The following is a 24,904-nucleotide window of genomic DNA, read 5'->3' on the forward strand; positions in this document are numbered from 1 at the left end:
ATATGGTAACGTCTGCGCGACGTATTATCGATAATGATAGCGCTTTTCCTATTCACTTTTAAACATGTTGAGACCGCTGTGGGCAAATTATTCCTGTTATTCGCTATCCTTCCTATTTTGGAAATCACCTTGCTTATTCACGTGGGTGAACTTATAGGCGGCTGGAATACCGTAGCTATTGTAATAGTAACTGCATTTTTAGGTGCCCACCTTGTCAGGCAACAAGGCTTGAATACCTTACTTACTGCGCAACAAAAAATGCAACAAGGTGCAATGCCAGGTCAAGAAATGGCAGAAGGGTTGTTGTTAGTTATTGCTGGAGTGATGTTAGTCACACCGGGTTTTATCACAGACATTTTTGGTATCATTTTATGTTTACCCCTGACTCGCCCACTTATTGCCAAAGCCTTATTGAAAGGTTTGGTGGTAAAAGTGGTACAAAGCGGCTCGGTCAACGGCAATTTTGGTCAGTCTCAAGCTGACTTTCAAGCCAAAAGTCAACAAGACCCGCAAGACGGTGAGATCATCGAAGGGGAATATGAAACAAAGGATGAGTCGATTAAGCAAGGCTTAAGAAAGCCTGATTAAACTTAGTACTCAGTTTGATTTGATGGCTAAGGTTTGTTTATGTGGACGCGCGTATGTTTGCTCTGCTGCTTAATGGCACAAAGTATTGCCACCATGGCAATGACTGATCCGGTATCTGAGCTCTTTGATGATTGGCAAAACTCCGCTGTTTTTATCAATCAAACCCTTGATAAAGCGTTATTACAACGTTTTATCGCTCGCGCCCAAAGTGTTAGCAAACAAAATCCCACCAACGCTAAAGCATGGGCCCTAAGTGGACAAATTAAAGCGTTTTATGCTAGCCAAGTACCGAGTATTGAAGGGCTTAAAGTTGCCAAACAAGCCCGAGATGACTTGCAATATGCACTGAGTTTAGACCCTCGAGTTTTCCCCCATCAGACCTATGCTGAACTGGGCTATTTGTATCACAATACGCCGGGTTGGCCTTTCTCATTTGGAAGTCAAACTATGGCTGAAAAACTACTCAGTAAAGCCTTGGAGATCGATCCGCAGGGACTCATGAGTAATTTGCGAGCAGGTGAGTTTTGGTTTGACCAAAAAAACTATGCGCAGGCGCAAAAACATCTACAGCTGGCAGTGGATTGTGCGGCGGCAAAAAAACAGGACGGCTGGATAGAATTTCAATTGATACAAGCTAATCAAATGTTGACAAAAATCACTAAGTAATCGACTTCAATTTGAATACGCAATGGTATATCCCTTGTTCACTATCCTGTTAGTATTACCCATAATTAAATCATGACAGCATATGAGAACGGCATGCGAATACTGTTAGTTGAAGATGATCTGCAATTAGCCCGGGGCTTACATCAGTCCTTGCGCGCTGAGGGTTTTACCGCCAATCATGTTAATGATGCCAAGTCTGCTTGGTTAACGGTGCAAACCAATGAATGTGACATGTTGGTGCTCGATTTAGGGCTGCCCGATATGGATGGTCTAAGTTTGCTTAAAAAGATCCGTCAGCATCATATTCGAATCCCCGTGCTTATTTTGACTGCCAGAGATTCCATTGAAGATAAAATTAAAGGCCTTGATCAAGGCGCTGATGATTATTTAAGTAAACCTTTTGATGTGCACGAGCTCATCGCTCGCCTTAGAGTGATAGAGCGACGTCTGGGTACCGCTGTGAGCAGTGTGATAAAAATCAAAGAGGTGAGTTTAGACTCTGCTTCACACGTGGTGAATATCGCCGATACAATATTAGATTTGCCCCGTAAAGAATTTATGGTACTGAAAATTTTAATGGAACAAGCAGGTCGAATCCAATCACGTGAGCAATTAGAGTCAAAACTTTATGAATGGGGTGAAGAGGTGGCTAGCAACGCTATTGAAGTACACATTCATCATTTACGTAAAAAATTACCTGATGGTTTTATAAAAACGATTCGTGGCGTAGGTTACAGCGTAGCTAAAGGTAACTAATTTTTGTCTATTCGTCGTTACCTGACTTTGATTTTAATTTCAGTGATTACACTGGTTACTTTCGCATCTGCTATTCAAGGTTATCGCAGCAGTATGCTTGAAGCGGCGTCAATATTTGATGACGAACTCAGTTCTTTGGCGCTGATACTCTCAACCACCTCACTGCATACATCACAAAAGACTGAGCTTGACCAAATGGCGTTTACATTTCAAATTTGGCAAGATAAAAAATTGATTGTGGCGTCCAATCCTCAGCTTACATCTGCCATAGCCAATTTTGAAGAAGGTTTTGATGAAAATAATTTTTTAGCTCAACGCTGGCGAACTTACAGTCATTGGATGCCTGAGCAACAGCGTTGGATTATGGTAGCCCAGCCTCTGAATTATCGTTTTGAATTAGCTGAAAACGTGATTCTTGCTGCAGTCACTCCCTTAGTGATGTCTATCGCTATTTTGGCCGCCTTAACTTTTTTAATTATCAGTCGCGGATTGTTACCCCTTAATTTGTTATCGGAAGCACTTAAAATTAAAAAGGCGGATGATCTAAGGCCTTTAGCTGCTATCCCGCAAGCGGCAGAATTAGTGCCGGTGGTCAATACCTTAAACCAGTTGTTTGAGCGTTTAGATGCCGCGTTTTTGCGCGAAAAACGTTTTGCCTCTGACGCCGCTCACGAATTACGTACACCATTGAGCGTATTGAAAATTAATGCACACAACTTAGCTATTGAACTACGTGGTCAACAACAGTCAATGGCAAATATGCTGTTTTTGCAACAAGGCATTGAGCGAATGGGTCACGTGGTTGAACAAATACTTTTGTTAAATCGCACCAATCCAGAACAATATCGCGGCAACTTTGTCTCGTTAGATTTGAAACTTTTATGTCAAAGCGTTATCGCTCACCTATATCCACAAATTGAGCAAAAGCAACAAGAAATCGAATTGTTGGGAGACACCGCTACCGTCATTGGGGACGAATTTGCTTTAGAGGTATTGCTGCAAAACTTAATTTCTAATGCGAGTAAATATACGCCAGATCTTGGACGTATTCGAGTGAGTATCACAACACAAAAAGGCCGGGTTAATGTTAAGGTAGAAGATTCTGGTCCGGGTATGGAGCCTGAGGAATATGCCTTGGTATTTGAGCGATTTTATCGCATTGGTGGAGATAGACATGCTAGCAATGTTCCAGGCTGTGGACTTGGATTAGCTATTGCAGAGCATATTGCCCAACTGCATCATGCTAAAATCAAACTCGGTCCATCAAGTATGTTAGGGGGTTTAGCCGTTGACCTTAAATTTGAGCAACAGGAGCCTGCAGTTGGCTAGATTTCATCGCTATTATTGTTTGCTACTGATGGTGGTTAGTCCGTCACTGCTTGCGGTGCCTGAATATGAACTAGTGCTCAAAGACCATCTATTTTTTCCGTCGCAGATCACCATTCCAGCGGGCAAAAAAGTCAAGTTGATTATTCATAATCAAGATGACACCCCTGAAGAGTTCTATAGCTTTTCTTTAAATCGACAAAAAGTGATATTTGCCAACAGCAAAACCTATATCTTTGTTGGTCCCTTGCGACCTGGTGAATATGAATTTAGCGGTGAATATAATCCCAATTCTGCTCGTGGCACGGTGGTGGTAGAGAAAGAATCAAGAGGAGACGGCGATGCTGATTAATACCGTTATTCTCTTTCTGCGCGACGCACTGCCTCTGTTTGTGCTGCTAGGTATGTTGATCGGGCAAGTTGCAGTGACTAAACGGCTATTGTTTGGCGCTTTATTATTGGGCTTCTTTTGTTCCTTGGTTTTTATCCAGCAGGTAGATGTACTGGGTGAATTGTTTGCTGGCACAGGCTTAGAAGTGAGCTTATGGGCTCTACATTTTCTGTTATATAGTGGTGTATTATTGCTAGGTTTTGGTCTATTTATTCGTCCCGCCAGTTATCTGAATCATCACCAATCTTGGATAGTGTTAGTGCTGTTAGTTATCATTATTGTCGCTAAGGGCACCAATTTTTTGCTTTATTTTAATGGCTTTCTTAATCAACAAAACGCCTTGCAGTCAATGTTGATTGGAACCCTACTCGGTTTAGGAATTTGTTTAAGTTTGGCTATTTTGCTGTATTTTTTTACGGTGTGGCTTAAGCGTCAATTTGGACCGTTTGCTTCATGGACTATATTATTGATTTTTGTTTCGGGACAAGTGACTAATTCTCTCAATTTATTGGTTCAGGTGGATGTTATTCCTGAGGGTGTCTCGCTGTGGAACAGTCAGTGGTTGGTGGATAATGAATCTGAATATGGCCACTTGCTCAATGTATTATTTGGCTATATTGCAACGCCTACGACTTTGCAAGTGAGCTTATATATATCTCTTATTTTTTTGCCACTTTTTACACGATATTTTTGGCTTAAGTTTATCGCCCATACTGATAGAGGTGAAAACCAGTGAATTCGAAACCCTTATTTATATTTTTACTCATTAGCCTAATGGGGGCTATTTGGCCCGCTTGGGCAGATGGCAATCCGGTGGATAAGGTTTATCACCCGCTAGTAGTGGCCAATGAGCGCAAAGTAGAGTGGCGGCTTACCTCCCGTCAAAGCGATGACAAAAATGTATTAGCCCAGCGTTTTGCCTACGGCCAAGCGATTACCGAGTATTTGATTATCGAAGCTTATATTAGTGCCGAGCGAGATGAGTCTGACGATTTTGGTTTGCAAGGCTTTGAGCTGGAAGCTCGTTATATGCTAACCGACCAAGGGCAATATTGGGCGGACTGGGGCGTATTGTTTGAGTTTGAAAAACAACATGATAGCAATACTTTTGAAGTGACTAGCGGTTTATTGTTTGAAAAGGAGTTTGTGCATACTAGCTTAACACTTAATGCTTTATTAATTTATGAGTGGGGTGCCAATGTACAAAATGAAGTTGAAACAGAGTTTAGGCTGCAATATCGTTATCGTTTTATGCTGGAAGTACAGCCTGCGATAGAAATCTATACCGGTCAGGACTTTGTGGGTATTGGCCCGGCATTTATCGGAGTTCATCGCTACGAAGGGATCAAGCAACTGAAATGGGAGTTAGCTTTTATTGCTGGCCTCAATGGCAAAGATAAAGATAATACTCTACGTTTTGCCCTCGAATATGAGTTTTAGTCTTAGCCCTTAAGTCTGTTGAGCTTGCGAAAATTAATTTGGCGCCACTACCACAGAAGATATTAAACGTTGGCTGTTTACTGCGTTAGTTATATTGTTTTGAAAAAGGCAATAGCAGGCTAAAATGGCCTGTCATACTGAAATACCAAGGCAAAATAATGAAAGCATGTGCATGTCATATACTGGTCAAAACTGAGGCTGAAGCGCTAAAAATCAAAGCACAATTGAATAAGGGCGGCAATTTTCAGCAATTAGCCAAGAAACATTCTCTATGCCCCTCAGGTAAAAAAGGCGGTGATTTAGGGGAGTTTCGACCTGGGCAAATGGTTAAGGCTTTTGATAATGTGGTGTTTAAAAAAGCCATTTTAGAAGTGCATGGGCCGGTTAAAACCCAATTTGGTTACCACCTGATAAAAACGCTATATCGCAATTAAAAAGTTGAAATATTCACTGCTACATTTATCGATAACACCAAAATTGCACATTCTGGTTTTGTAAAAATTGCTCTGCTTCAGGGCCTTGTAATAAGGCTAAAGTCGCAAGTAAGCCTGCTTGAATACAATGTGAAGCAGCTACAGTTACCGAACGCGGTGCGTCCTCTACAGGATAGCCTGTATTAGGATTGAGAATATGACTGTATCTTTTACCGTTTTTGAGTAAAAAGCGTCTAGCATCGCCACTGGTGGCCAATCCACCGGCTTTTATATGAAGGAGTTGTGCTGTTAAGTCTTCTCCCTGCAAACTTTCTATCCCAATATGCCAAGATTGATCTTTTTTGCGTGGGCACGTCACTTGAATGTCTCCGCCAAAATTGACGACCACGGATAATTTTGGCGCCAGTTGATTACAGAGTTTGGCGACACAATCAACTGCATATTCTTTACCGATACCACCAAAATCTAACTCCATATCAGCAGGCATAATGAGTTCGTTGGACGTGAAGCGCAGTCTTTGCCAACCAACCCGAGGTAATAAACTGGAAACTAACTCTGGACTAGGGAGTTGGTCTGAACCATTGAAATTCCAGGCTTTGCGCAGCACCCCTGAGCTTAGGTCAAACATTCCGTCACTGAGCTCAAAACAAGTGTTGGCAAATTGTAATAAGCGATAGGTTTCATCGTCGATAATGACTGACTGACCCTGGCTATGATTTATCTGATGCAGCAGATTGTCTGTGCGGTAGCGACTGAATTTTTTCTCAATGCGTATTACTTCGGCTTGCGCTATTGAGGTCAGTTGTTTAGCAAGCTTTTCGTCTTGAGTATCAATGAGTAATTCGCAGGGGCTCGCCATAGCATAAAAACGACCACAATAGTGATCGCTTTTATGTTGCATAGTAAAAGCAGCTTGCTCGTTGTTAGTCAAGCCTATCTCCATTTTTACCTATCGTTAGGCCTAGCTTAAAAGCGATAGTTAACTTGTGCAATAACGGCTTTTACACTGGGGTATAAATCAACGTCTTTTAAAGTTCCTGGTTCAGTGAATCCAGCATTTTTGGGGCTTTGTTGATAGTATTCGAGTCTGAATGATAACTCATCACCATTATCCAATTCCATGCCGTACTTTAAACCTAGCGTGTAAGCCGTCATCTCGCCTAATCGATAATCGGCAGTGGCAAACTCAGGTAAGGCTTGCCCTTCCATTAAAAATGGTTGGAAAAACTCTGCTGCACTTTGATTGTAATATCTAAAATGGGGTTGAAGATAGCTACTATCGCTCAGATTAATACGTAGGCGTGAATCGAAAGTATGTGAATCAACTTTCCAGTCGTCGGTAGCAAAACGATATGAAAAATCAGCTACACCAAAATCTAAAGCGTATTTTGTTTGCCAAAACGCGAAGGTTTTAATTCTAGAATCAGGACGATTTTCATAGACTAAGCTCTGAGTTAAGCCCTGATCGTTAACGATACTCAGTACTTTATAGGGATCGGTCGAATAGCCATTAATTTGTGAAACCCCTAGATTAAACTGCATTAGCATGCGGCGGTTAATAACTTGGGTTAAACCAAATAATACATCGATTGTAGATTTATTGTCACTACTGCCTGAGCGTTCATCATTGGCATAGTTATCATCACCATCTTCCTCTATGTATCCGTCATCATCATAATCTTCTGAATAGCCAGTTGAGGCTGTTTTAGTAGAAAATGGCACGGGCAGGCCACCTTCTGGCTTAATAACATCATAAGAGTAGGCTAAGCCGCCCGAAAGTGTCGTGTTTTTATTATAAAAATCATGGGCATAAGAGCCATTAAAACCTAATGAATAATAATCATGTTCGGTAGAAAGATGAAGTCCAGTGGTAATACGACTAACATCAGACCAAGGTTGGGTCCACTGACCATCAACCTGAACACGTGTATCTTTAAAGGTATTATCTAAAGGCGTTTCACCCGCATTGACAGTATAACTGCCTTGGCCTGATGGGCGACTAACAGTTTGGGCTGTGAGTTGGGCCACTGCACCCGTTGCCGATGCACCGGTCAGTGTATCTATCACAATTTTTCCAGTGAAAAGACGTTCGTCACCAAAATCTTTTTGTCCGGCAATAACCGTTTCAACGGCGGTAACACGGTCTGTTTCACCGTAGTACATTAATGAGGTATCAACTTTCCAGCCCTCTAACATATCGTTAGCACTGGCATAAGGATGCAATAATGCGCAGGTAGCAGAAGCTAAAGCGGCAGTGATATTGATGGTTTTTTTCATTGCTGAATTCCTGTGCTGACTTGCTTTAGTTACAACCACAACCACCACCTGCAAAAGCGCGACCGCCACTGGTACCTTCTTTACTGAAATAGATATGATCATCGAGTCCCAAATCATTACCCTCTGAGTCGAGGGCCATTTCGTCTTTAGCTAATAAGTCGCGTTCCCATGGTTGCACACCAAGATTGGCACAGCCAGCCAATTGGATTAATAGCAACAAGGCGCTAATTTTAAGGATTTTATGACGCATAGGGTCTACTCCTGTTCGTTTAATAAGGTGTTAATTTCGTTTTCGTAAAGGCTTTCTCTTTCAGTAAAAAATCCTTTATGTGAAAAGCGGATATTGCCTTTTTTATCAATTAGGTAACTACTTGGCATGCCTAATAGTTTGTAGGCTTTGGCGATATTGCCTTGAGGGTCGTACACAATAGGTATATGAGCAGGCACTTTATCAAGGAAGGCCGCGGCCAATTCTGGCTCGGCATCTAAATTGATGGCAATCACTTGCAGGTCATCTGGATACTTTGCTTGCATGTTGTTCATCCAAGGAAAGGACTTACGACAGGGTTTACACCAACTGGCCCAAAAATCCACATAGACTACTTTTCCTTGTAAGTCCTGCAGTGAACTCTTAAGTTGAGTGGTCTTGATGTCAAAATTCGGTGCTGGTGAAACATTGTCGGCTAGTGCTGAGCTGGTATATACCGGCAGAGCTAAACAACAAAAAACTAATACTGGTTTAAGAAAATTCAAGAGGGTGTTCCTAGCGATAACGAATAGGAAGCACAATAAAGCCCTTAGCTTAAATGAATCTTAACGGTGAGAAAGAACAAACAGCAAACAACAAAAAAGCAGCCAAGGCTGCTTTTTTAATCAATTCATAGTGGTAATTTGTACTATAGAGCCGCTTTTAGTGGTCTATATTAGTGTCTATTAGGCATCTACTGAGCCACAAAAACGATAACCTTCGCCGTGGATAGTGACGATCAAGTCATCAGCGTTAATTTCAGACTCAAAATGTTTACGAATACGGCGAATAGTTACATCGACTGTGCGGTCATTAGGACGCAATTCACGGCCTGTCATCTCTAAAATTAGCTGTTCACGCGTAAGTATTTTACCTGGATTGCTTAAAAATAGATGCAAGGCGCGGAACTCACTACGAGGTAAACGGAATTCTTTGCTGCTAGGTGAAATTAAGCTGCGACTGTCACCGTCTAGTATCCAACCATTAAAGTTAACACGACTAGGCAGATCATCGTCTTCATTAGTGTTGCTTGTACGAGCTAATAAATTACGGGCTCTGATCGTCAATTCACGAGGATTAAAGGGTTTAGTCAGATAATCATCTGCACCAATTTCTAAACCTAGTATACGGTCAACGTCGTTATCACGACCGGTTAGGAAAATAAGACCGATATTTTTACGGCCGCGTACTTCACGTGCCAAGATTAAGCCATTTTTGCCTGGTAAGTTGATATCCATTATGACCAGGTTGATATTGTTATTTTCAAAAAAGTCATGCATCTGTTCGCCATTTTCAGCTTCAAATACGTTATAACCTTCCGCTTCAAATAAACTTTTAAGCGTCGTGCGGGTAACGACTTCATCTTCAACAATTAAAATATTGGGAGTCTGCATAGTTTAACGCCATGTTAATAAATTTGATTAAAAGTCTATCAGAAATTATCTAAAAATCAGGGTTTTATCTAGACAAACTTCGATATTTCGCTACATTATTCGGCATATTACGTTTTATTACCAACTAATTTGTCTTTTTTATGTTTATTCTGGGATAAATGTCAGTTTTAAAATAACGAACTGCGGGGCATTTCACTGGGATCAATTCGTTTTACTGGGAAGATGATTTTAAACTCTACCCCTTTATTATTTTCGCTTTGCACTGAAATAGAGCCATTAAGTGCTTGGGTTACCAAGTTGTAGACTAAATGCATACCTAAACCACTTCCTCCTTGTCCGCGCTTGGTAGTGACAAAGGGATCAAAGATCCGTTTACGCAACTGTTCAGGAATGCCCTTGCCGTTGTCTTTGAAGGTGATGCAAATCTTTTTGTCATCAAGCATCGCAATATCTATATCGATGATGCCTTTTTCAATAAACTCAAAACCATGGATGATGGAATTCATGATTAAATTGATCATGATTTGATTAATCGGTCCTGCTTTTGATTCAATATACAGTTCATCCCCACAATGTACTTTTATTTCATGCTGCACGCGTTTTAACTTAGGGCGCATTGACATCAAGATTTCGTCCATGAGTTTACTAAAGCAGAAAATACGGTTGTTTTCCGAACTTTGGTCGACTGCGACTTGTTTAAAACTAGAGATGAGTTCTGCCGCTCTATTAAGGTTGCGATAAATGATGTTTAAGTTTTCTTCGCTTTCTCCAATAAATTTGGATAATGCGCTGGCTTTTAGCGTTTTATCTTCAAAGGCTTTTTTCAAATCGACTAGTCTGTCTAACATCATGGTCGAGGCGGTCACACCTAAACCAATAGGAGTGTTAACTTCATGCGCAACCCCAGCAACCATGTCACCAAGTGACGCCATTTTTTCATTTTGTACCATTTGTCTTTGAAATTGATGAAGTTTCTCAAGAGTTTGGATAAGTTCAGAGTTAGCGTCTTTTAACGCCAAGGTACGCTGATTGACTTTTTCTTCCAAACTGACATTTAAGGAGCGATATTCATGTTCTGCATCAGCTTGGCGCTGCATATGTCCCTGAGTTCTTTCTAACATGGCATTAAAGGCATCAATTAGTATATCTAACTCTTTAATACCATTTGGGTCTGCTCGGTTAGAAAAATCTTTTTGTCGAGAGATGCGTTGCACTAAGTGCACAAGGGTTTGGATAGGTGCGGTAATGGTGCTTTGCAGTTTAAGGGTTAGAAAGAAACAAACGGCGACGCAGACCAATAATACGGTAAGCGTCAATAAAATCGACTCGCTAATGTGTTCTTCGAGTGCTTCTGCAGAGGCTCTGAGATAAATATAGCCGACTAAATCGTTAATTATCTCTTCGTTACTATCTTCAGCATTGCTATTTTCCCGATAAATCGGGCTGATGATTTCAGCTAAGTTACCACTAAGAATAACGCTGGCGAGTTTTTCACTTTGCTCCAACCTTGGTCTTACTGGAGCAATACCATTTTTGTTATAACTAGCAAAAAAGGAGCGCTCACCATTATCTAGGACTTTATATAAATGTACGTTTTCTATAATCGTAACTGCTGACAGCACTTTCATGCTGGTTTGAAGCTCATCAACCTGGCCTTCATCCATTGCACTAACCGCACTTTGGCCGATGAGCTGAGCTAACATACTAACGTCAGAAATGAGTTCGTTTTTATAAGAATTGATCTGAGAAAAAAGATTGATACCGGAAGCGACGATGAGAGACACAGAGGTAATAGCCATTACCACCCATATTATTAGGCTTTTGATTGATAGAAATCTGCTTGAATTGGCCATATTTGGACTGATCGTTACTCTCATTTTTTACAAACTAGTGATGCTAAGTATTAGCAGACTTTTAATTTTTAGCCTGTTGTTACTTTGACTGTATACAATTAATGATAATTGAACAAATTCATTCGCGTATTAAGGCCATAATTTCTTCTTTAGTTAGGCGATACTCTTGGGTCAACGTCATCCAAGCGAGTTGTTGGTCAATTTTTTCTAATTCACTGCTAGGCGGCGTGAGTAGAGGATTCAGATCAGTTAAACATAAACAGACTATTTCATTTGCCTGCACGGCCAATTTAGGGATTGCCAGTTTACTCTTTTTATACAAAAGATGTGGACAAGCAGCAGTGCGCTTGGGGGATTGTAAACACAATTCAGGTAAGGCCAGTGCCTTAGTGGTTGTTACCCACAGGCTAGTGGCCAAAAACAATTTGCATAATCTGCCTATCACCTTAGTTAAGCGCCTCAATATAAAGCTGTTCATATTCTTTGGCGGAAGCTTGCCAAGTAAATCGGCTATGCATCGCGCGTTTTTGAGTCGCTACAAATTTTTCTGGATACTCAAAATAGAATAACAAAGCCCTTTCTACACAAGCTAATAAACTAGCACTGTCTGGTTGATCAAAAATGAACCCCGTTGCTGCTTCGGGTTGTTGAGCTAAATCAATCACCGTATCTTTCAAGCCGCCCACTGCCCTGACTATGGGTAAGGTGCCAAAAGCTAGGCTATACATCTGATTAAGGCCGCAAGGTTCAAACAATGATGGCATTAAGAAAAAATCACTACCAGCTTCAATCATGTGAGCTTTTCTGACACTGAAATCTTCATGAAACGCCAACTTGGCAGGATGTTGTTTGGCTAAGTCATGTAAAAAGTGACTTATTTCAGGATCGCCGGTACCCACAATCACCAGTTGCATTTCATGTTGCATTAAGTGTTCAAGCATAGGCAGGATAAAGCTAAAACCTTTTTGTTCGGTTAAGCGACAAACCATACCAATTATGGGTGTTGAACTTATTATAGGTAGTGCCATTTCTCGCTGTAGGTCGGCCTTACATGCAGCCTTGCCTTGAAAATTATCTACATCATAACGCTCGACTATATGAGGGTCACTGACGGGATCCCATTGCGAGTAATCACAGCCATTCAGAATGCCTGAAACATCCTGTTGGCGCTGTGTAAACTCATAGAATAAATGATGAGATCCTAAAGGTGTCAATAGTTCTTGAGCATAATTAGGACTTACTGCATTAATTTTATTGGCGTAACGAATGCCCATACGAACAAAATTCAGTGCATCACCATCAAGCTGGTTTTGCAGTTGATAATGCAGACGTAAATACGGAATATCAGCAAAGCGATGAGTGCCTTGATATGCGCCATTGTGAATGGTAAAAATTGAGCGTGCCTTGCTAAAAAAGCCCGAGTCGTCGATATGCAGAAAATATGGTGTTAATGCCGTATGCCAGTCATTACAGTGCACAATGTCGGGTTTAAAATTAATAGCCTGTGCGGTTTTTAGCGCCGCATGAGCGAAAAAAGCAAATCGTTCAGCATTATCACCGTAGGCATGGTAATCGTCAGAATACAAACCTTTACGTGCAAAAAATGCTGGATAATCAACGCATATGACTCGTAGCTGGGCGAGGTTAATTTCACGCAAAGCAAATTCATAAGGACGGTTTTCAGCAAACAATATTTGTTTTGGCGCACATTCAGCGGCAGAAAACTTATCGGCTAAGGCTTGGTAGTAAGGCATGACAATAATCACCTCATGACCTAACTCACTTAGGGCGAGAGGCAGTGATTTAGCAACGTCAGCAAGACCACCTGTTTTCACTAGATCTTCAACTTCCGATACAACAAATAATATTTTCATCAGCATCCTATTAAACGGCCACAGGCCACGACATTGCAAAATCGTTATAACTTGAGGTTTTCAACGCAGAGCCATTTAACTCAACGTCGTAACTTATGTTATTTTGTTGTTTACATTTTGAACAGCTCTCATTTTATTTGGCACGTAAACAAGAGTAGACACTAAATTTAGTTGTCTGTTGAATTAAGGTAACGCTTTTGAACTGTTTTTCCAATAACTCTGCGTAACGCAAAAACTGATTTGCCACTAAAATGAGTGAACCTTCTGAGGTTAAAAACTTTTTACAATCACTAATAAAGGTTTCTGTTACTGAGTAGTCAGTTTGGATACCAGTATGAAACGGTGGATTAGTAATAATGGTAGTAAATTTGTTTGATAGAGCACCGAGCCCATCCGACGGTATGACGTCAACTGTGAGCTTATTAAGTTTAGCACTTTGGGCCGCACAATGGATGGCTAGTGCACTGACATCGCTCATAACAACCTTGGCGTGAGGGTTGTTGAGTGCCACAAAACAGCCAATATAACCGGCACCACAACCAAAATCTAATACACGTCCGGCATGGTAACGAGGCAAGTTTTCTAATAATACACGAGTGCCGATATCCACTGCACCGTGGCTAAATACTCCAGGTAAAGAGCAAATTTGATAACTCAAATCTGCTATGTCAACTGTCTGAGTAGTTTGCCATTTGCTCAGGTCAAAACTTTTACTCGGTAAAGTCACCACGCCACCGTAAAGGGCGCAATGGCGAGCGGAATCAAGTTTATTGACATTTTCACAGTAGGGTTCAAGCAATTTGGCTGCACTTTTTACTCCACTGTTATTTTCGCCAACCAGCATAATATTGGCCCCTGGCTTTAAACAAGCAGCGACGTTTGCTAACAACATTTTGGCATGTTCTTTGGCTTTTGGCATATTGACCACTGCGCCATCAAAGGGGGTCTCGGTGGCATAACTAGCGGCAAAAACATGTTTAGCTGGCTCGCCTGCCCGTTGACTTTGTTGGTAAATATCAAAAAATTGATGGAAGACTGAGATATCGGCATCGACCAGGTGTTGACATATATTGGCGTCAGCCGGATTGACAAATAACCATCGACCTGTTGAAAACAGTTCACTACTTCTGGCTAAAAGTTGGCTAGTAGGTGATAACATTAATTTACCTTCTCAAACATTAAATCCCAAACGCCATGACCTAAACGATGGCCACGTTGTTCGAACTTGGTTAAGGGTCTTTGTTCAGGGCGAGGGACAAAGTCTCCAAGGGCCGATAAGTTGACAAAGCCCGGTGCCGCTGACATGACTTCAAGCATATGCTGTGCATAATTTTCCCAGTCGGTGGCCATATGAAAAATACCACCCACAGCCAGTTTAGTGCGCAGGTTCTGCACAAAATCAGGCTGTATAATGCGTCTTTTGTGATGCTTCTTTTTATGCCAAGGGTCAGGGAAAAATAATTGAACTCTGGCTAAACTCCCGTCTTCGATACAGTCAGCCAATACTGCTACGGCATCGTGCTCGTAAATACGCAGGTTAGTAACCTCGCGCTCAGCCGCTTCGGCCAAACAAGCGCCTACGCCAGGACGGTGGACTTCTATACCGATGAAATCTTTGTCGGTTTCGTTTTTGGCCATTTCCACCAGGGATTTGCCCATGCCAAAGCCAATTTCAAGTACTAGGGGAGCGGTGCGTGCAAAAGTCTGTTCGGTATTTAATTTACCACTGCTGTGCAACAGACCCATAGTCGGCCAATATTGCTCGATTGCCTTTGCTTGGCCACCAGTCAGGCGTCCTTCACGTTTGACAAAACTCTGAATTTTTCGAATGTAGACACCGGACTCTGCGGCTTCTTGTTCAGACTTGAACTGACTCATGTTGCTTACTCTTAAGGGGTAGAATGATTGTATTTACTATTTATGCGCGCATTATCCGGTGACCATCTTTGATTGCAAGGACTTCATGTATTTAATGCGCTTGCTAACAGGTCAGCTAAGGCTTTTGCTTGTTCTAGGGGCAATAAATGGCCCGCTTCAGCGATAATATTAAGTGAGCTACCGGGAATTTGCTGCTGGGCCATGTGTAATTGCGCTTCAGGGGTAAGGTAGTCTTGCTCTCCAGCGATAAAATGGCACTTGAAACTGGCTTTTGCCAGTTGAGGTAACAGATTTTTCCGCTCACTGGTGGCCTTTATTTGACTATTTAAAGTGGCCGTCCCTAAGTCTTGTTCCATCTCACGAATAATCTTGATAATAGCCTTATTGTGCCTATTTGCCGGATGCAGCATATTGGCGATTTGTGTATCACTCATACCTTTGAATTTAGCTTGTTTTATTGCTGCCACTAAATTTTTACGTTGAATTAATTCTGCTTCGGGTAGGGCTTGGCAGGTATTGCCAATCAGAGTCAAAGAAGCCACTTTAGTGGGGGTTTGCAAGGCGATAAGCGCGGCCAAATAGCCGCCCATTGAAAACCCCACTAAATGTACTGGCTGATCAAAATAGTCGAGTCTATCAGCACCTAAGGCTAACATCTGTGCCAGATCATCAGCCCATTGCAAAGGAACATAAGCTTGATAAGGTATATCGAGATGATGCCAACAAGGCATAAAAATGCGTTCATCACATAGAGTACCTGGCAGAAATACAACAGGCTGAGTTATTTTTAGAGTGGTGGCAGATGAAATCACTGAGAGCAATGTAAACCAAATAGAAGCAGATAGGGTATTATCCAGTATATCTGTTAAGAAGCAAAATAAGCATTGTTGTGACTCATAAAAATTCCCCTGCAAACTCATCTTTTTCACACCGCATTCTCACTTGGTTTGAGGTGCATGGGCGCAAAGACTTGCCTTGGCAACAAGTTAAATCAGCCTATTCTGTGTGGGTTTCGGAGATTATGTTGCAACAAACCCAAGTTAGCACTGTGATCCCTTATTACTTAAGATTTATGCAGCGTTTCCCTGATGTTGCTAGCTTGGCCGAGGCTCAGCAAGATGAGGTTATGCACCACTGGACTGGGCTTGGTTATTATGCCCGAGCTAGAAACTTGCATCAGGCGGCAAAAAACATTGTGCAACAACATGGGGGAGAGTTTCCCAGCACCCTTGAACAAGTGATGAATTTGCCTGGCATTGGTCGTTCAACGGCGGCTGCGATATTGTCCTTAGCTCAGGGACAGCATCACAGCATATTAGACGGAAACGTTAAGCGGGTATTAGGGCGTTATGCTGCGATTGAAGGCTGGCCAGGCAACAAAGCGGTAGAAACGCAATTATGGGAATTGGCGGATAGTTTAACGCCAGCTACACGCACCGCAGAATATAATCAGGCCATGATGGATATGGGCGCAACCCTGTGTACTCGAAGTTCTCCTGCTTGTTCCCGTTGCCCTGTATCAACTGACTGCCAAGCATTTAAGTTAGCAAGGCCCACAGACTTTCCCGGTAAAAAACCTAAAAAAGTGATTCCGGTGCGTTCAACTTTTATGTTGATACCTATGTGGAAAAATACGACCTTGATTTATAAAAGGCCACCAACTGGGATTTGGGGAGGCTTATGGGGATTTTATCAAATTGACTCTTTGGAAGAACTTGAACAGCAAGCTAAAACCTTGGGTTTAGTCGATTTTAGAGTCAGCTTTCTATTGCCATTTCGTCACACTTTTAGTCATTTCCATCTCGATATCCAGCCTGTAGTACTTTTGCTAAATACAGAGCCTAGAACACAAATGGTGAGTGAGGAGCAAGACCGTTGGTATGACTTGCTGAATCCTCCTGCCTTAGGCTTAGCTGCGCCGACGCAACAATTGTTTACAACATTACGCGAGGAAAAGCTTAGTTAGATGCTGGTAATCTAAGATTAGGGCTGTGGCTTAACATAAAAAAGTAATTGTCGACTAAGGATTCGGCTTGTTTCGCTAAATCATAATCTAATGGACAAAACAGCCAATTATTTAAAATACCGGTAAAATATGCGTGTTTGATAAACGCGGCTTGTTCAATATCTAAATCAATGGGTAACTGTCCGCGTTTAATTGCGTTTTTGAATGTTCGCTCAATTCTCTGAGTAAATTCTTGAAATGAGCTCTGTTGTTTTTTTTCTAGTTGGGCAACCTGTCCGTTGTATTCAAATTTGTGTAGCATCACCGAAAAAACCTGCTGTAAACGTCTATCGCTGCCAAGTTGAATAAGGAATTTTACTGAAAACTCACGAAATTTTCCTAATGGATCAGGCTCATTTTCGTCGGCACATGCTTCAACTAAGGACTCTAAAGGTAGATGCACTCTTTCTACCATGGCCTCGAATAATTCCATTTTATTTTTGAAATGCCAATAAATAGCACCACGCGTCATCCCAGCATGACTTGCTACATCCATTAATGTGGTTTGTGAATAACCTTTGTCGAAGAAAATCTGTTCGGCAGAATCTAATAGAATATTGCGCGTCGCAATCGCGTCTTCTTTGGTTTTTCTGGCCATAGATACCTCGTTATGCACCGAATTCTTGCTGAATACTGAGAGAGATGTAACAGAACTTATTAAATTCTCTACTGTTGTTGCAATTGTAACGAGGTAACCAGTAGAATACAATACATGCATGAATGTATGTAAATTGTTTGTAAATATTATGCATTCTTATTTTTGCTGTTAGTTATTTTCACATCTTTTAAAACAATCAACTAACAGGTACCAACTAATTTGAGGTCTCAATGAAATTTTCTCGGTTCTTTACAGCTATGGTTTTACTGGGGGGCAGCGTTCTATATTTAAGCGCTTGTTCGCCACAACAAAGTGAAACAGCAAATCAGCAAAGACCTCCTCAAGCCGTTGATGTTATAACGCTAGTGGCCACAGATGTGCTGTTTACCCAGTCTTTACCGGCTCGTTCAATTGCGTCTAAAAAATCGCAAATACGTCCTCAGGTGAGCGGCATTATTATGCAACGTTTATTTGATGAAGGTTCGGTGGTAGCCGCGGGTCAACCGCTTTACCAAATAGACCCTACGGTTTATGAAGCAAATTTACTCTCAGCAGAAGCGGCAATTGCTGAAAACAAAGCGAATTTACAAGAAGCAAAAGCGGATTTAAGTCGCTATACCAAATTAATTAAACAAAAGCTGGTTAGTCAGCAAGACTTAGATATTGCTCAGGCCCAATTTGATAGTTTAGAAGCTAAAGTCGGTGTGCTTGAAGCGGCGCTTTACAAAGCTAGGCTCAATATCCAATACACCAATGTTTTGGCGCCCATTGAAGGGCGAATTAGTAAATCCAGTGTGACCGAGGGGGCTTTAGTTGTTGAGCAACAAGCTGCTGCCTTAGCCGAAATCACCCAGCTAGATCCCATCTATTTTGATCTTCCTATGGCCAATGATGATTTACGCAGAATTAAACAACGCATCGCTACAGGTGAGCTTGAGAAAGTCGCTCCTATTGCTGAGCTTACCTTTAGTGATGGTGAAAAGTACCTGCATGACGGTGAAGTTAAATTTAATGAAGTGCAAACCGACCCATCTACCGATACCGTTTCTATTCGGGTTGAGTTTTCTAATCCTGACTATATTCTGCTGCCTGGTATGTTCGGCAAAGTTACTGTGCATCAAGCAAAGCGGACTAATTCTATATTAATACCGCAAAAATCGCTGTTGTTTAGTCATGACAACAAGCCTTATGTTTATATTGTGGATAGCAGTAGTACTGTACAACAGCGGTTTGTCGCTATCGATCGTGCTTTTGGCGCCTCTTGGTTAGTTTTAAATGGCTTAGAAGTCGGCGATCAAGTTATCGTGGCGGGATTACAAAAAATATCTATTGGTATGACAGTGGCGGCGAGCGATATTAATCAGCAGCAGGCCGGTTAACTATGGCTAAAATATTCATCGAGAGACCAATACTTGCTTGGGTAATTGCCATTATGATTATGTTGGCAGGTACGTTGGCTATGCTTAAGTTACCTGTTTCACAATATCCTAATGTTGCTCCACCTACAGTTACTATTTCTGCTTCCTATTCAGGGGCTTCCGCTCAAGTGGTGCAAGATACTGTAATACAAGTAATAGAACAGACCTTAACCGGTATAGACAATGTTCAGTATATCAGTGCGAGCAGTGATTCAACCGGTAATGCCAATATAACGGTAACCTTTAATGCAGGTACCGACCCTGATATCGCACAAGTACAAGTACAAAACAAATTGCAGACAGCTATGACTCTGTTGCCAGACAAGGTTCAGCAAGCTGGCGTTAGAGTGGCTAAATCATCTTCAGGTTTTTTATTGGTCGCAGGTTTTTATTCAGCTGATGGCCGTATGGACCGTTTTGATATTTCTGACTATGTTGCCTCTAATGTAAAAGACCAAGTAAGTCGTCTTTCTGGGGTGGGCACCATACAGTTTTTTGGCTCACAATATGCGATGAGAATATGGTTAAACCCTGACAAACTTACCCAATATGGCGTAACTGTTAATGAAGTAATTCTTGCCATTAGAGCACAAAATTCTCAAATAGCGGCAGGCGAGTTAGGTGGTGCGCCAGCTGTTCCTGGTCAGCAAATTAGCGCCAGCATAGTGGTAGAAACTGGTTTAGAAACGCCAAAAGAGTTTGGCGATATTCTGTTAAGGGTGGCAGATGATGGCTCGACTTTGCGTTTGTCAGATGTAGCGAGAGTCGAGCTTGGTGGCGAAAACTATCGAATACTGTCTGAATATAATAATCAACCTGCAGCTGGTATGGCTATCAGCTTGGCGTCTGGAGCAAATGCCCTTGATACAGCAGCATTGGTGAAAGAGCGTATTGCTCAGTTGAAGCCGCAGTTTCCCGCTGGACTTGAGGTTGTTTACCCCTATGATTCTACGCCCTTTGTTAAGTTATCTATTGAATCTGTTGTACAAACTTTATTAGAAGCCATCGTGCTCGTATTTTGTGTAATGTTTTTGTTTTTACAAAACTTTAGAGCAACATTAATCCCTACTATTGCCGTACCAGTCGTGTTGCTAGGTACCTTTGGTATTCTTTATCTTTTTGGATATTCAATCAATACCTTGACTATGTTTGCCATGGTATTAGCTATCGGCTTATTAGTGGATGACGCGATTGTTGTGGTGGAAAATGTAGAAAGAGTAATGCACGAAGAAGGTTTATCGCCTAAAGAGGCTACCAAAAAATCCATGAAGCAGATTACCGGTGCACTCATCGGTATTGCTCTAGTGCTATCAGCGGTGTTTGTACCAATGGCCTTTTTTGGTGGCTCGACTGGGGTTATTTATCGTCAGTTTGCGGTGACTATTGTTTCGGCCATGGCCTTATCAGTGCTGGTGGCCCTGATATTAACACCTGCGTTATGTGCCACTATGTTAAAGCCTATTTCCAGCGAAGATAAGCCAAAAAGTGGTTTCTTTTTTTGGTTCAATAATAAATTTGAAGGGATGACTAAGGCCTACCAGAATTCAGTAGGCCACATATTGGGTCGCACTGGACGGTACATGTTTATCTATGTGATTTTAGTTGTTGTACTGGGTGCGCTGTTCTTGCGCTTGCCAACCGGTTTTTTGCCTGACGAAGACCAAGGCCGAATGTTTGCTCTGCTGTCTTTGCCTCAAGGTGCGTCGATGGAGCGTTCATCTTTGGTAATGGATAAAGTCGAAAAATACTTTCTAGAGGATGAAAAAGAAAACGTACAAGCCATGTTCTCAGTGGTTGGTTTTAGTTTTCAAGGTAGCGGTCAAAACAACGGTATGGCCTTTTTAAGATTAAAAGACTGGGACGAACGTCCCGGTGCCGAGCAAAGTGTGCAAGCTGTTGCTGCTCGGGCAATGGGGGCATTGTCGCAGCTAAAAGAAGCGTCTGTTTTCGCCTTCATACCACCACCAATCGCCGAATTAGGTAATGCCACAGGATTTACCTTTGAGTTACAAGATTTGAGCGGGCAAGGCCATCAAGCCTTGATGGCGGCTCGAAATGAGTTACTTGGTATGGCAGAACAAGATAGTCGACTGGTCGGTGTGCGGCCCAATGGATTAGGTGATACAACGCAATTTAAAATTAATATCGATCAGCAGAAAGCCATGGCTTTAGGCCTTTCTATTGCCGATGTGAATCAAGTGTTTACCACAGCTTGGGCCTCTACCTATGTGAATGACTTTGTCGATGGCAATCGGGTTAAAAAGGTTTTTGTGCAAGCGGATGCACCTTATCGCATGATGCCAGAAGATATCAAAGACTGGTATGTGCGTAATGACGAAAACAAAATGGTGTCCTTAAGTGCTATCAGTACTTTCGGACTCGTTTCTGGTTCACCTAAATTAGAACGTTACAACGGTGTATCTTCAGTCGAAATTTTAGGGCAGGCGGCGCCTGGTCTAAGTTCGGGGGAAGCCATGCAAGCGATGGAAGAATTAGCCGCAAAGCTACCAGCCGGTTTTGGCTTTGAATGGTCGGGTTTATCCTTGCAGGAACAAAAGTCTGGTTCTCAAGCACCAATGTTATATGCCTTATCAATCTTAATCGTATTTTTATGTTTATCCGCTTTATATGAAAGCTGGAGTATACCAACGGCCGTGATCTTGGTCGTACCATTGGGTATATTGGGAGCGGTGATCTTTACCCTTCTTAGAGGTCTGACAAATGATGTCTATTTTCAAGTTGGCTTGCTTACGACCATAGGTTTAGCGGCTAAAAATGCCATTTTAATTATCGAATTTGCTAAAACTCTCTACGAAGAAGGTAATAGTTTGCTTGATTCTGCCATTGAGGCATCTAGGCAGCGCTTACGTCCTATTATCATGACTTCTTTGGCCTTTATGTTAGGTGTAACCCCATTAGTCTTGAGCTCAGGAGCAGGCTCTGGAAGTCAGCATGCTATTGGTACGGGGGTATTTGGTGGGATGTTTTCAGCCACGGTACTGGCCATATTTTTTGTGCCTTTATTTTTTGTATGTGTTTATCGCTTCTTTGGTATAGATAAAAAGCAAGGTGAGCAAGCACAAAAGGATAAAAGTCATGTTTAATCCCCTACAAATACTGTTCGTAATGGTTGTGACACCTATGCTGGCTTATTTATTAGGCGCGCTCATTTTTGCTGTACTTGAGTGCGAAAAACTAAAATCGAATTAAGCTCGCTATTGGTGCCTTTGTGTCAGGACTGGGCTCAACTAATTTGCTAGACTAGCTTTATGAGTTCAGTTATTAAGCTAATGCCCATCCTCTTAATTTATTATTTCGAGGTGGGGTAGGCACATTTGAGTAAGAAGGTATTAAAATGAGTAGAACGGTACATTGCCAGTATTTGAAAAAAGAAGCACAAGGTTTAGGTTTTCAATTGTATCCAGGTGAACTGGGCAAACGTATTTTTGATAATATTAGCCAAGAGGCGTGGACGCTTTGGCAAAAGAAACAGATCATGTTAATTAATGAAAAAAAGCTCAACATGATGAATGCTGAACACCGTCAATTTTTAGAAGGGGCCATGACCGACTTTTTGTTTGAAGGTAAAGATGTAGAAGTTGAAGGTTACGTGCCGGTTAAACCTGAATAAGGAGTACCAAGCCCGCTTTTTGCTTGAAATGGTGATTTAATAACTAAGCTTTGCTGGTTTTTGCAGCAGTCAGCACAAAAATCAAAATATTTACCATAAATTAGTTGACATAAATCACCATAATCCGTTTAATACGCACCCACGACGAAGCAGGTCCTACAAAACACCGTAAGCCGCAAGTCAACCAGTTTTGCCCGGATAGCTCAGTCGGTAGAGCAGGGGATTGAAAATCCCCGTGTCGGTGGTTCGATTCCGCCTCCGGGCACCATGTTTAAAACCTGTTAACTTGTTGAAAGTTAACAGGTTTTTCCATTTTTGACCCTCATCTTTTAGCACTTTCAAACTACCTACTGTGACAAAGTGAGACGATTTTTTGTCACAGCTCTGTTTCTCATCAACATTTGTCACAATGTTATCTTCACTACTCTCTGTAAATGATTTTTCTACAATGTTGTTTGCCTGTAGACTAAGATAGTCCAAACTTGGATGCGTATAGCGTTGCACCATCTCTAGAGTTTTCCAACCTCCCAATTCTTTAATAGCTAGAATATCCGTGCCTTTCTCTGCATGGCGCGATGCCCAGTTATGCCGCAAATCATGGAACCGCAAACCGACTAAAGCAGCACTTTTACATGCTCGATACCAAATACGGCGATTAAGATCGTTAATCGGTAAGTCACTTTCGTTTAGGAATACGAAATCAGATTTCTTACTTGTGGCAAGATTTCTGAGTAATGTTACAACCGTTTCATTGATTGGATGCAGCATGGCCGAGCCACTTTTATGATTGTCAGCATCGATCCGAATTACCTTTTTTTCTAAATCAAGCTTGTTCCACGTCAGTCCAATGATGTTAGACGCTCTAAACCCCGTTGAAAGAGCAAAAAGAATGATAGGCCGCATGAACTCCGGCGAAGCCAACAATAAACGCTCTACGTCGTTGTCAGTGAGTTTATAAAATGGTTTCTCCCGTTCTTTAAAGATTTTGATGACGGGCACTCGGTCAATCCACTCAAGCTCTTTGTGAACAAAATTCAAAAAGGATTTTATTTCAGACAAATACCGATTTTTCGTGGCGAGACTCAATTCTGTTCGGGTAGACAAAGTCGTGAAAATTTCACTTGCAGTTATTTTCTTAAATGAGTCAGAGCTTAAGTTTTCTTGCCACCATAGGAGCTTGCGTTGTTTGCCATTCAATGTCTTATTAGTTTGCCGACAACCTAAATACAAACGAACAGCATCAGCCCATTCATATTGTTGTTTTTCAGGCTCTTTGAGTAATTCCCATGTGATTTCCCTGATTTGTTGTTCAACAGCCTCAGCTTTGGCTCTGATTGTTTCTCTAGTACTGCGATTAACACGTTTAGTCGTGCCATCGAAAGCAAGATCAAACTTGGTATACCAATATTTCGAATTAGGTTTCTTGTATAACATGGGTATGTATTTATTGATTAAACATGCCAAATGACACTAATGATTTGGATTCAAATGTCCAATATTAATTTGTAGATTTCGCTTACTTCAAACCGCTCCATTTACAACTAAAAAAGGGAGGCTGACATCTTCGGAATATTGCTTTTACTGATGGCGTGGGCGTTCATGTTGTTTGGTTTGAATAGCAAGTTTGTGCCAAAAGCCGCACTTCGCCCTCGGCTTGGTATGTACCAAATGTTCAGACCATAGCGGACTATAGATTAACTGATTGCTTAAATATTTCTCACTTCAATATGCTGTATAAAAAATCAGGTATAATGAAGATTAGTGAATAATACCAATTTCGCTTCCTATTAAATAAATTTCCTAGGTCTCACTTTGATTTTAAGAAAACAGCTAAGTTATTAATTTAATTATGGAAAATATTTTGCGCATGGTTTTTAATAGGAAGCGAAAAAAGTCTCGTTAAAGTCAGGCTCCTTTTGCTTTTTAGAACTTCCGTAGTTTTAGCTTAATAAAAGTAAAAAATACGTAATAAAATCAGAAGGTAGGCACTGAAAATGACGAAAAAAAACAATCAAGCCGAGCAGTTGCAAATGCGAAATGCTCGTTAATAAGCGTTAGGCAGAACCTATTATGAAGGCATGGCACGACTATCATATAAGCGGTTATAGGGTTCAGTCTATTGATAGGG

At 41.5% G+C, this 24,904-nt stretch carries 24 protein-coding genes and 1 tRNA gene; 13 read left to right on the forward strand and 12 right to left on the reverse strand.

Features of this window, described 5'->3' with window-relative positions; translation table 11 throughout:
• Positions 1-78: 78 nt before the first annotated feature.
• From ABKW31_RS18255 to ppiC, 8 genes are all read left to right on the forward strand, one after another.
• On the forward strand, positions 79-588 hold the full coding sequence (locus ABKW31_RS18255) for an FxsA family protein (protein ID WP_348618021.1): 510 nt from the start codon (positions 79-81) through the stop codon (positions 586-588).
• A 39-nt stretch (positions 589-627) separates the two neighbouring features.
• Positions 628-1,254 carry a hypothetical protein gene (locus tag ABKW31_RS18260; protein WP_348618022.1) on the forward strand — a complete coding sequence of 209 codons (627 nt, stop codon included), beginning with the start codon at positions 628-630 and terminating at the stop codon, positions 1,252-1,254.
• Positions 1,255-1,347: 93 nt separating this feature from the next.
• A complete protein-coding gene (locus ABKW31_RS18265) occupies positions 1,348-2,010 on the forward strand; it encodes a response regulator (RefSeq protein ID WP_348618023.1) in 663 nt (220 codons plus the stop codon).
• 3 nt (positions 2,011-2,013) lie between these two features.
• Entirely contained in the window at positions 2,014-3,339 is a 1,326-nt protein-coding gene (locus ABKW31_RS18270) for an ATP-binding protein (protein WP_348618024.1), read from the forward strand.
• A gap of 28 nt (positions 3,340-3,367) precedes the next feature.
• Positions 3,368-3,688: a cupredoxin domain-containing protein gene (locus tag ABKW31_RS18275; RefSeq protein WP_348618043.1), complete on the forward strand. Its 321-nt coding sequence runs from the start codon at positions 3,368-3,370 to the stop codon at positions 3,686-3,688.
• Positions 3,678-4,463: a hypothetical protein gene (locus ABKW31_RS18280; protein ID WP_348618025.1), complete on the forward strand. Its 786-nt coding sequence runs from the start codon at positions 3,678-3,680 to the stop codon at positions 4,461-4,463. Before ABKW31_RS18275 ends, ABKW31_RS18280 begins: the two co-directional genes overlap by 11 nt.
• A 38-nt stretch (positions 4,464-4,501) precedes the next feature.
• Positions 4,502-5,167, forward strand: coding sequence for a hypothetical protein (locus ABKW31_RS18285; RefSeq protein ID WP_348618044.1), 666 nt, complete (start codon positions 4,502-4,504; stop codon positions 5,165-5,167).
• A 158-nt stretch (positions 5,168-5,325) separates the two neighbouring features.
• Positions 5,326-5,601 (forward strand): peptidylprolyl isomerase PpiC, encoded by a 276-nt coding sequence (gene ppiC, locus ABKW31_RS18290; RefSeq protein ID WP_348618026.1) that lies wholly within the window; start codon positions 5,326-5,328, stop codon positions 5,599-5,601.
• Positions 5,602-5,626: 25 nt separating this feature from the next.
• Here ppiC and ABKW31_RS18295 read toward each other — a convergent pair whose 3' ends face one another.
• From ABKW31_RS18295 to ABKW31_RS18345, 11 genes are all read right to left on the reverse strand, one after another.
• Positions 5,627-6,460, reverse strand: a complete 834-nt coding sequence (locus tag ABKW31_RS18295; RefSeq protein WP_348618045.1) for an FAD:protein FMN transferase — start codon at positions 6,458-6,460, stop codon at positions 5,627-5,629.
• Positions 6,461-6,567: 107 nt separating this feature from the next.
• Positions 6,568-7,878 carry a DUF3570 domain-containing protein gene (locus tag ABKW31_RS18300; RefSeq protein WP_348618027.1) on the reverse strand — a complete coding sequence of 437 codons (1,311 nt, stop codon included), beginning with the start codon at positions 7,876-7,878 and terminating at the stop codon, positions 6,568-6,570.
• A gap of 25 nt (positions 7,879-7,903) precedes the next feature.
• Positions 7,904-8,128, reverse strand: coding sequence for a DUF4266 domain-containing protein (locus ABKW31_RS18305; protein WP_348618028.1), 225 nt, complete (start codon positions 8,126-8,128; stop codon positions 7,904-7,906).
• 5 nt (positions 8,129-8,133) lie between these two features.
• Entirely contained in the window at positions 8,134-8,631 is a 498-nt protein-coding gene (locus tag ABKW31_RS18310) for a TlpA disulfide reductase family protein (protein WP_348618029.1), read from the reverse strand.
• 180 nt (positions 8,632-8,811) lie between these two features.
• Positions 8,812-9,519: a two-component system response regulator ArcA gene (gene arcA, locus ABKW31_RS18315; RefSeq protein WP_348618030.1), complete on the reverse strand. Its 708-nt coding sequence runs from the start codon at positions 9,517-9,519 to the stop codon at positions 8,812-8,814.
• 167 nt (positions 9,520-9,686) lie between these two features.
• Positions 9,687-11,372, reverse strand: a complete 1,686-nt coding sequence (locus ABKW31_RS18320; RefSeq protein ID WP_348618031.1) for a HAMP domain-containing sensor histidine kinase — start codon at positions 11,370-11,372, stop codon at positions 9,687-9,689.
• A gap of 118 nt (positions 11,373-11,490) precedes the next feature.
• Positions 11,491-11,790 (reverse strand): hypothetical protein, encoded by a 300-nt coding sequence (locus tag ABKW31_RS18325; protein ID WP_348618032.1) that lies wholly within the window; start codon positions 11,788-11,790, stop codon positions 11,491-11,493.
• 28 nt (positions 11,791-11,818) lie between these two features.
• Positions 11,819-13,246, reverse strand: a complete 1,428-nt coding sequence (gene glgA / locus ABKW31_RS18330; RefSeq protein WP_348618033.1) for a glycogen synthase GlgA — start codon at positions 13,244-13,246, stop codon at positions 11,819-11,821.
• A gap of 133 nt (positions 13,247-13,379) precedes the next feature.
• Positions 13,380-14,405 carry a methyltransferase gene (locus ABKW31_RS18335; RefSeq protein ID WP_348618034.1) on the reverse strand — a complete coding sequence of 342 codons (1,026 nt, stop codon included), beginning with the start codon at positions 14,403-14,405 and terminating at the stop codon, positions 13,380-13,382.
• Positions 14,405-15,124, reverse strand: coding sequence for a tRNA (guanosine(46)-N7)-methyltransferase TrmB (trmB, locus tag ABKW31_RS18340; RefSeq protein ID WP_348618035.1), 720 nt, complete (start codon positions 15,122-15,124; stop codon positions 14,405-14,407). Before trmB ends, ABKW31_RS18335 begins: the two co-directional genes overlap by 1 nt.
• An 83-nt stretch (positions 15,125-15,207) precedes the next feature.
• Complete coding sequence (locus ABKW31_RS18345; RefSeq protein ID WP_348618046.1) at positions 15,208-16,044, reverse strand: alpha/beta hydrolase; 837 nt, start codon at positions 16,042-16,044, stop codon at positions 15,208-15,210.
• Between ABKW31_RS18345 and mutY the strand changes: the two genes are divergently transcribed.
• Entirely contained in the window at positions 16,014-17,090 is a 1,077-nt protein-coding gene (gene mutY / locus ABKW31_RS18350) for an A/G-specific adenine glycosylase (RefSeq protein WP_348618036.1), read from the forward strand. The two genes, ABKW31_RS18345 and mutY, sit on opposite strands and share 31 nt — an antisense overlap.
• Here the strand turns inward: mutY and ABKW31_RS18355 are convergent.
• Entirely contained in the window at positions 17,083-17,727 is a 645-nt protein-coding gene (locus tag ABKW31_RS18355; RefSeq protein WP_348618037.1) for a TetR family transcriptional regulator, read from the reverse strand. The genes mutY and ABKW31_RS18355 overlap by 8 nt on opposite strands.
• 230 nt (positions 17,728-17,957) lie before the next feature.
• Here ABKW31_RS18355 and ABKW31_RS18360 point away from each other — a divergent pair, with 230 nt between their 5' ends.
• From ABKW31_RS18360 to ABKW31_RS18375, 4 genes are all read left to right on the forward strand, one after another.
• Complete coding sequence (locus ABKW31_RS18360; RefSeq protein ID WP_348618038.1) at positions 17,958-19,106, forward strand: efflux RND transporter periplasmic adaptor subunit; 1,149 nt, start codon at positions 17,958-17,960, stop codon at positions 19,104-19,106.
• Between the two features lie 2 nt (positions 19,107-19,108).
• Positions 19,109-22,249 (forward strand): efflux RND transporter permease subunit, encoded by a 3,141-nt coding sequence (locus ABKW31_RS18365; protein WP_348618039.1) that lies wholly within the window; start codon positions 19,109-19,111, stop codon positions 22,247-22,249.
• 251 nt (positions 22,250-22,500) lie between these two features.
• The gene (locus ABKW31_RS18370; RefSeq protein WP_348618040.1) at positions 22,501-22,776 is read left to right on the forward strand and encodes an oxidative damage protection protein; all 276 of its coding nucleotides are present in this window, start codon (positions 22,501-22,503) and stop codon (positions 22,774-22,776) included.
• Positions 22,777-22,968: 192 nt separating this feature from the next.
• Positions 22,969-23,044, forward strand: a tRNA-Phe gene (locus tag ABKW31_RS18375).
• The last annotated feature ends 1,860 nt before the right edge of the window (positions 23,045-24,904 follow it).

This window comes from Paraglaciecola sp. 25GB23A (genome assembly GCF_040012495.1).
GTDB lineage: Bacteria > Pseudomonadota > Gammaproteobacteria > Enterobacterales > Alteromonadaceae > Paraglaciecola.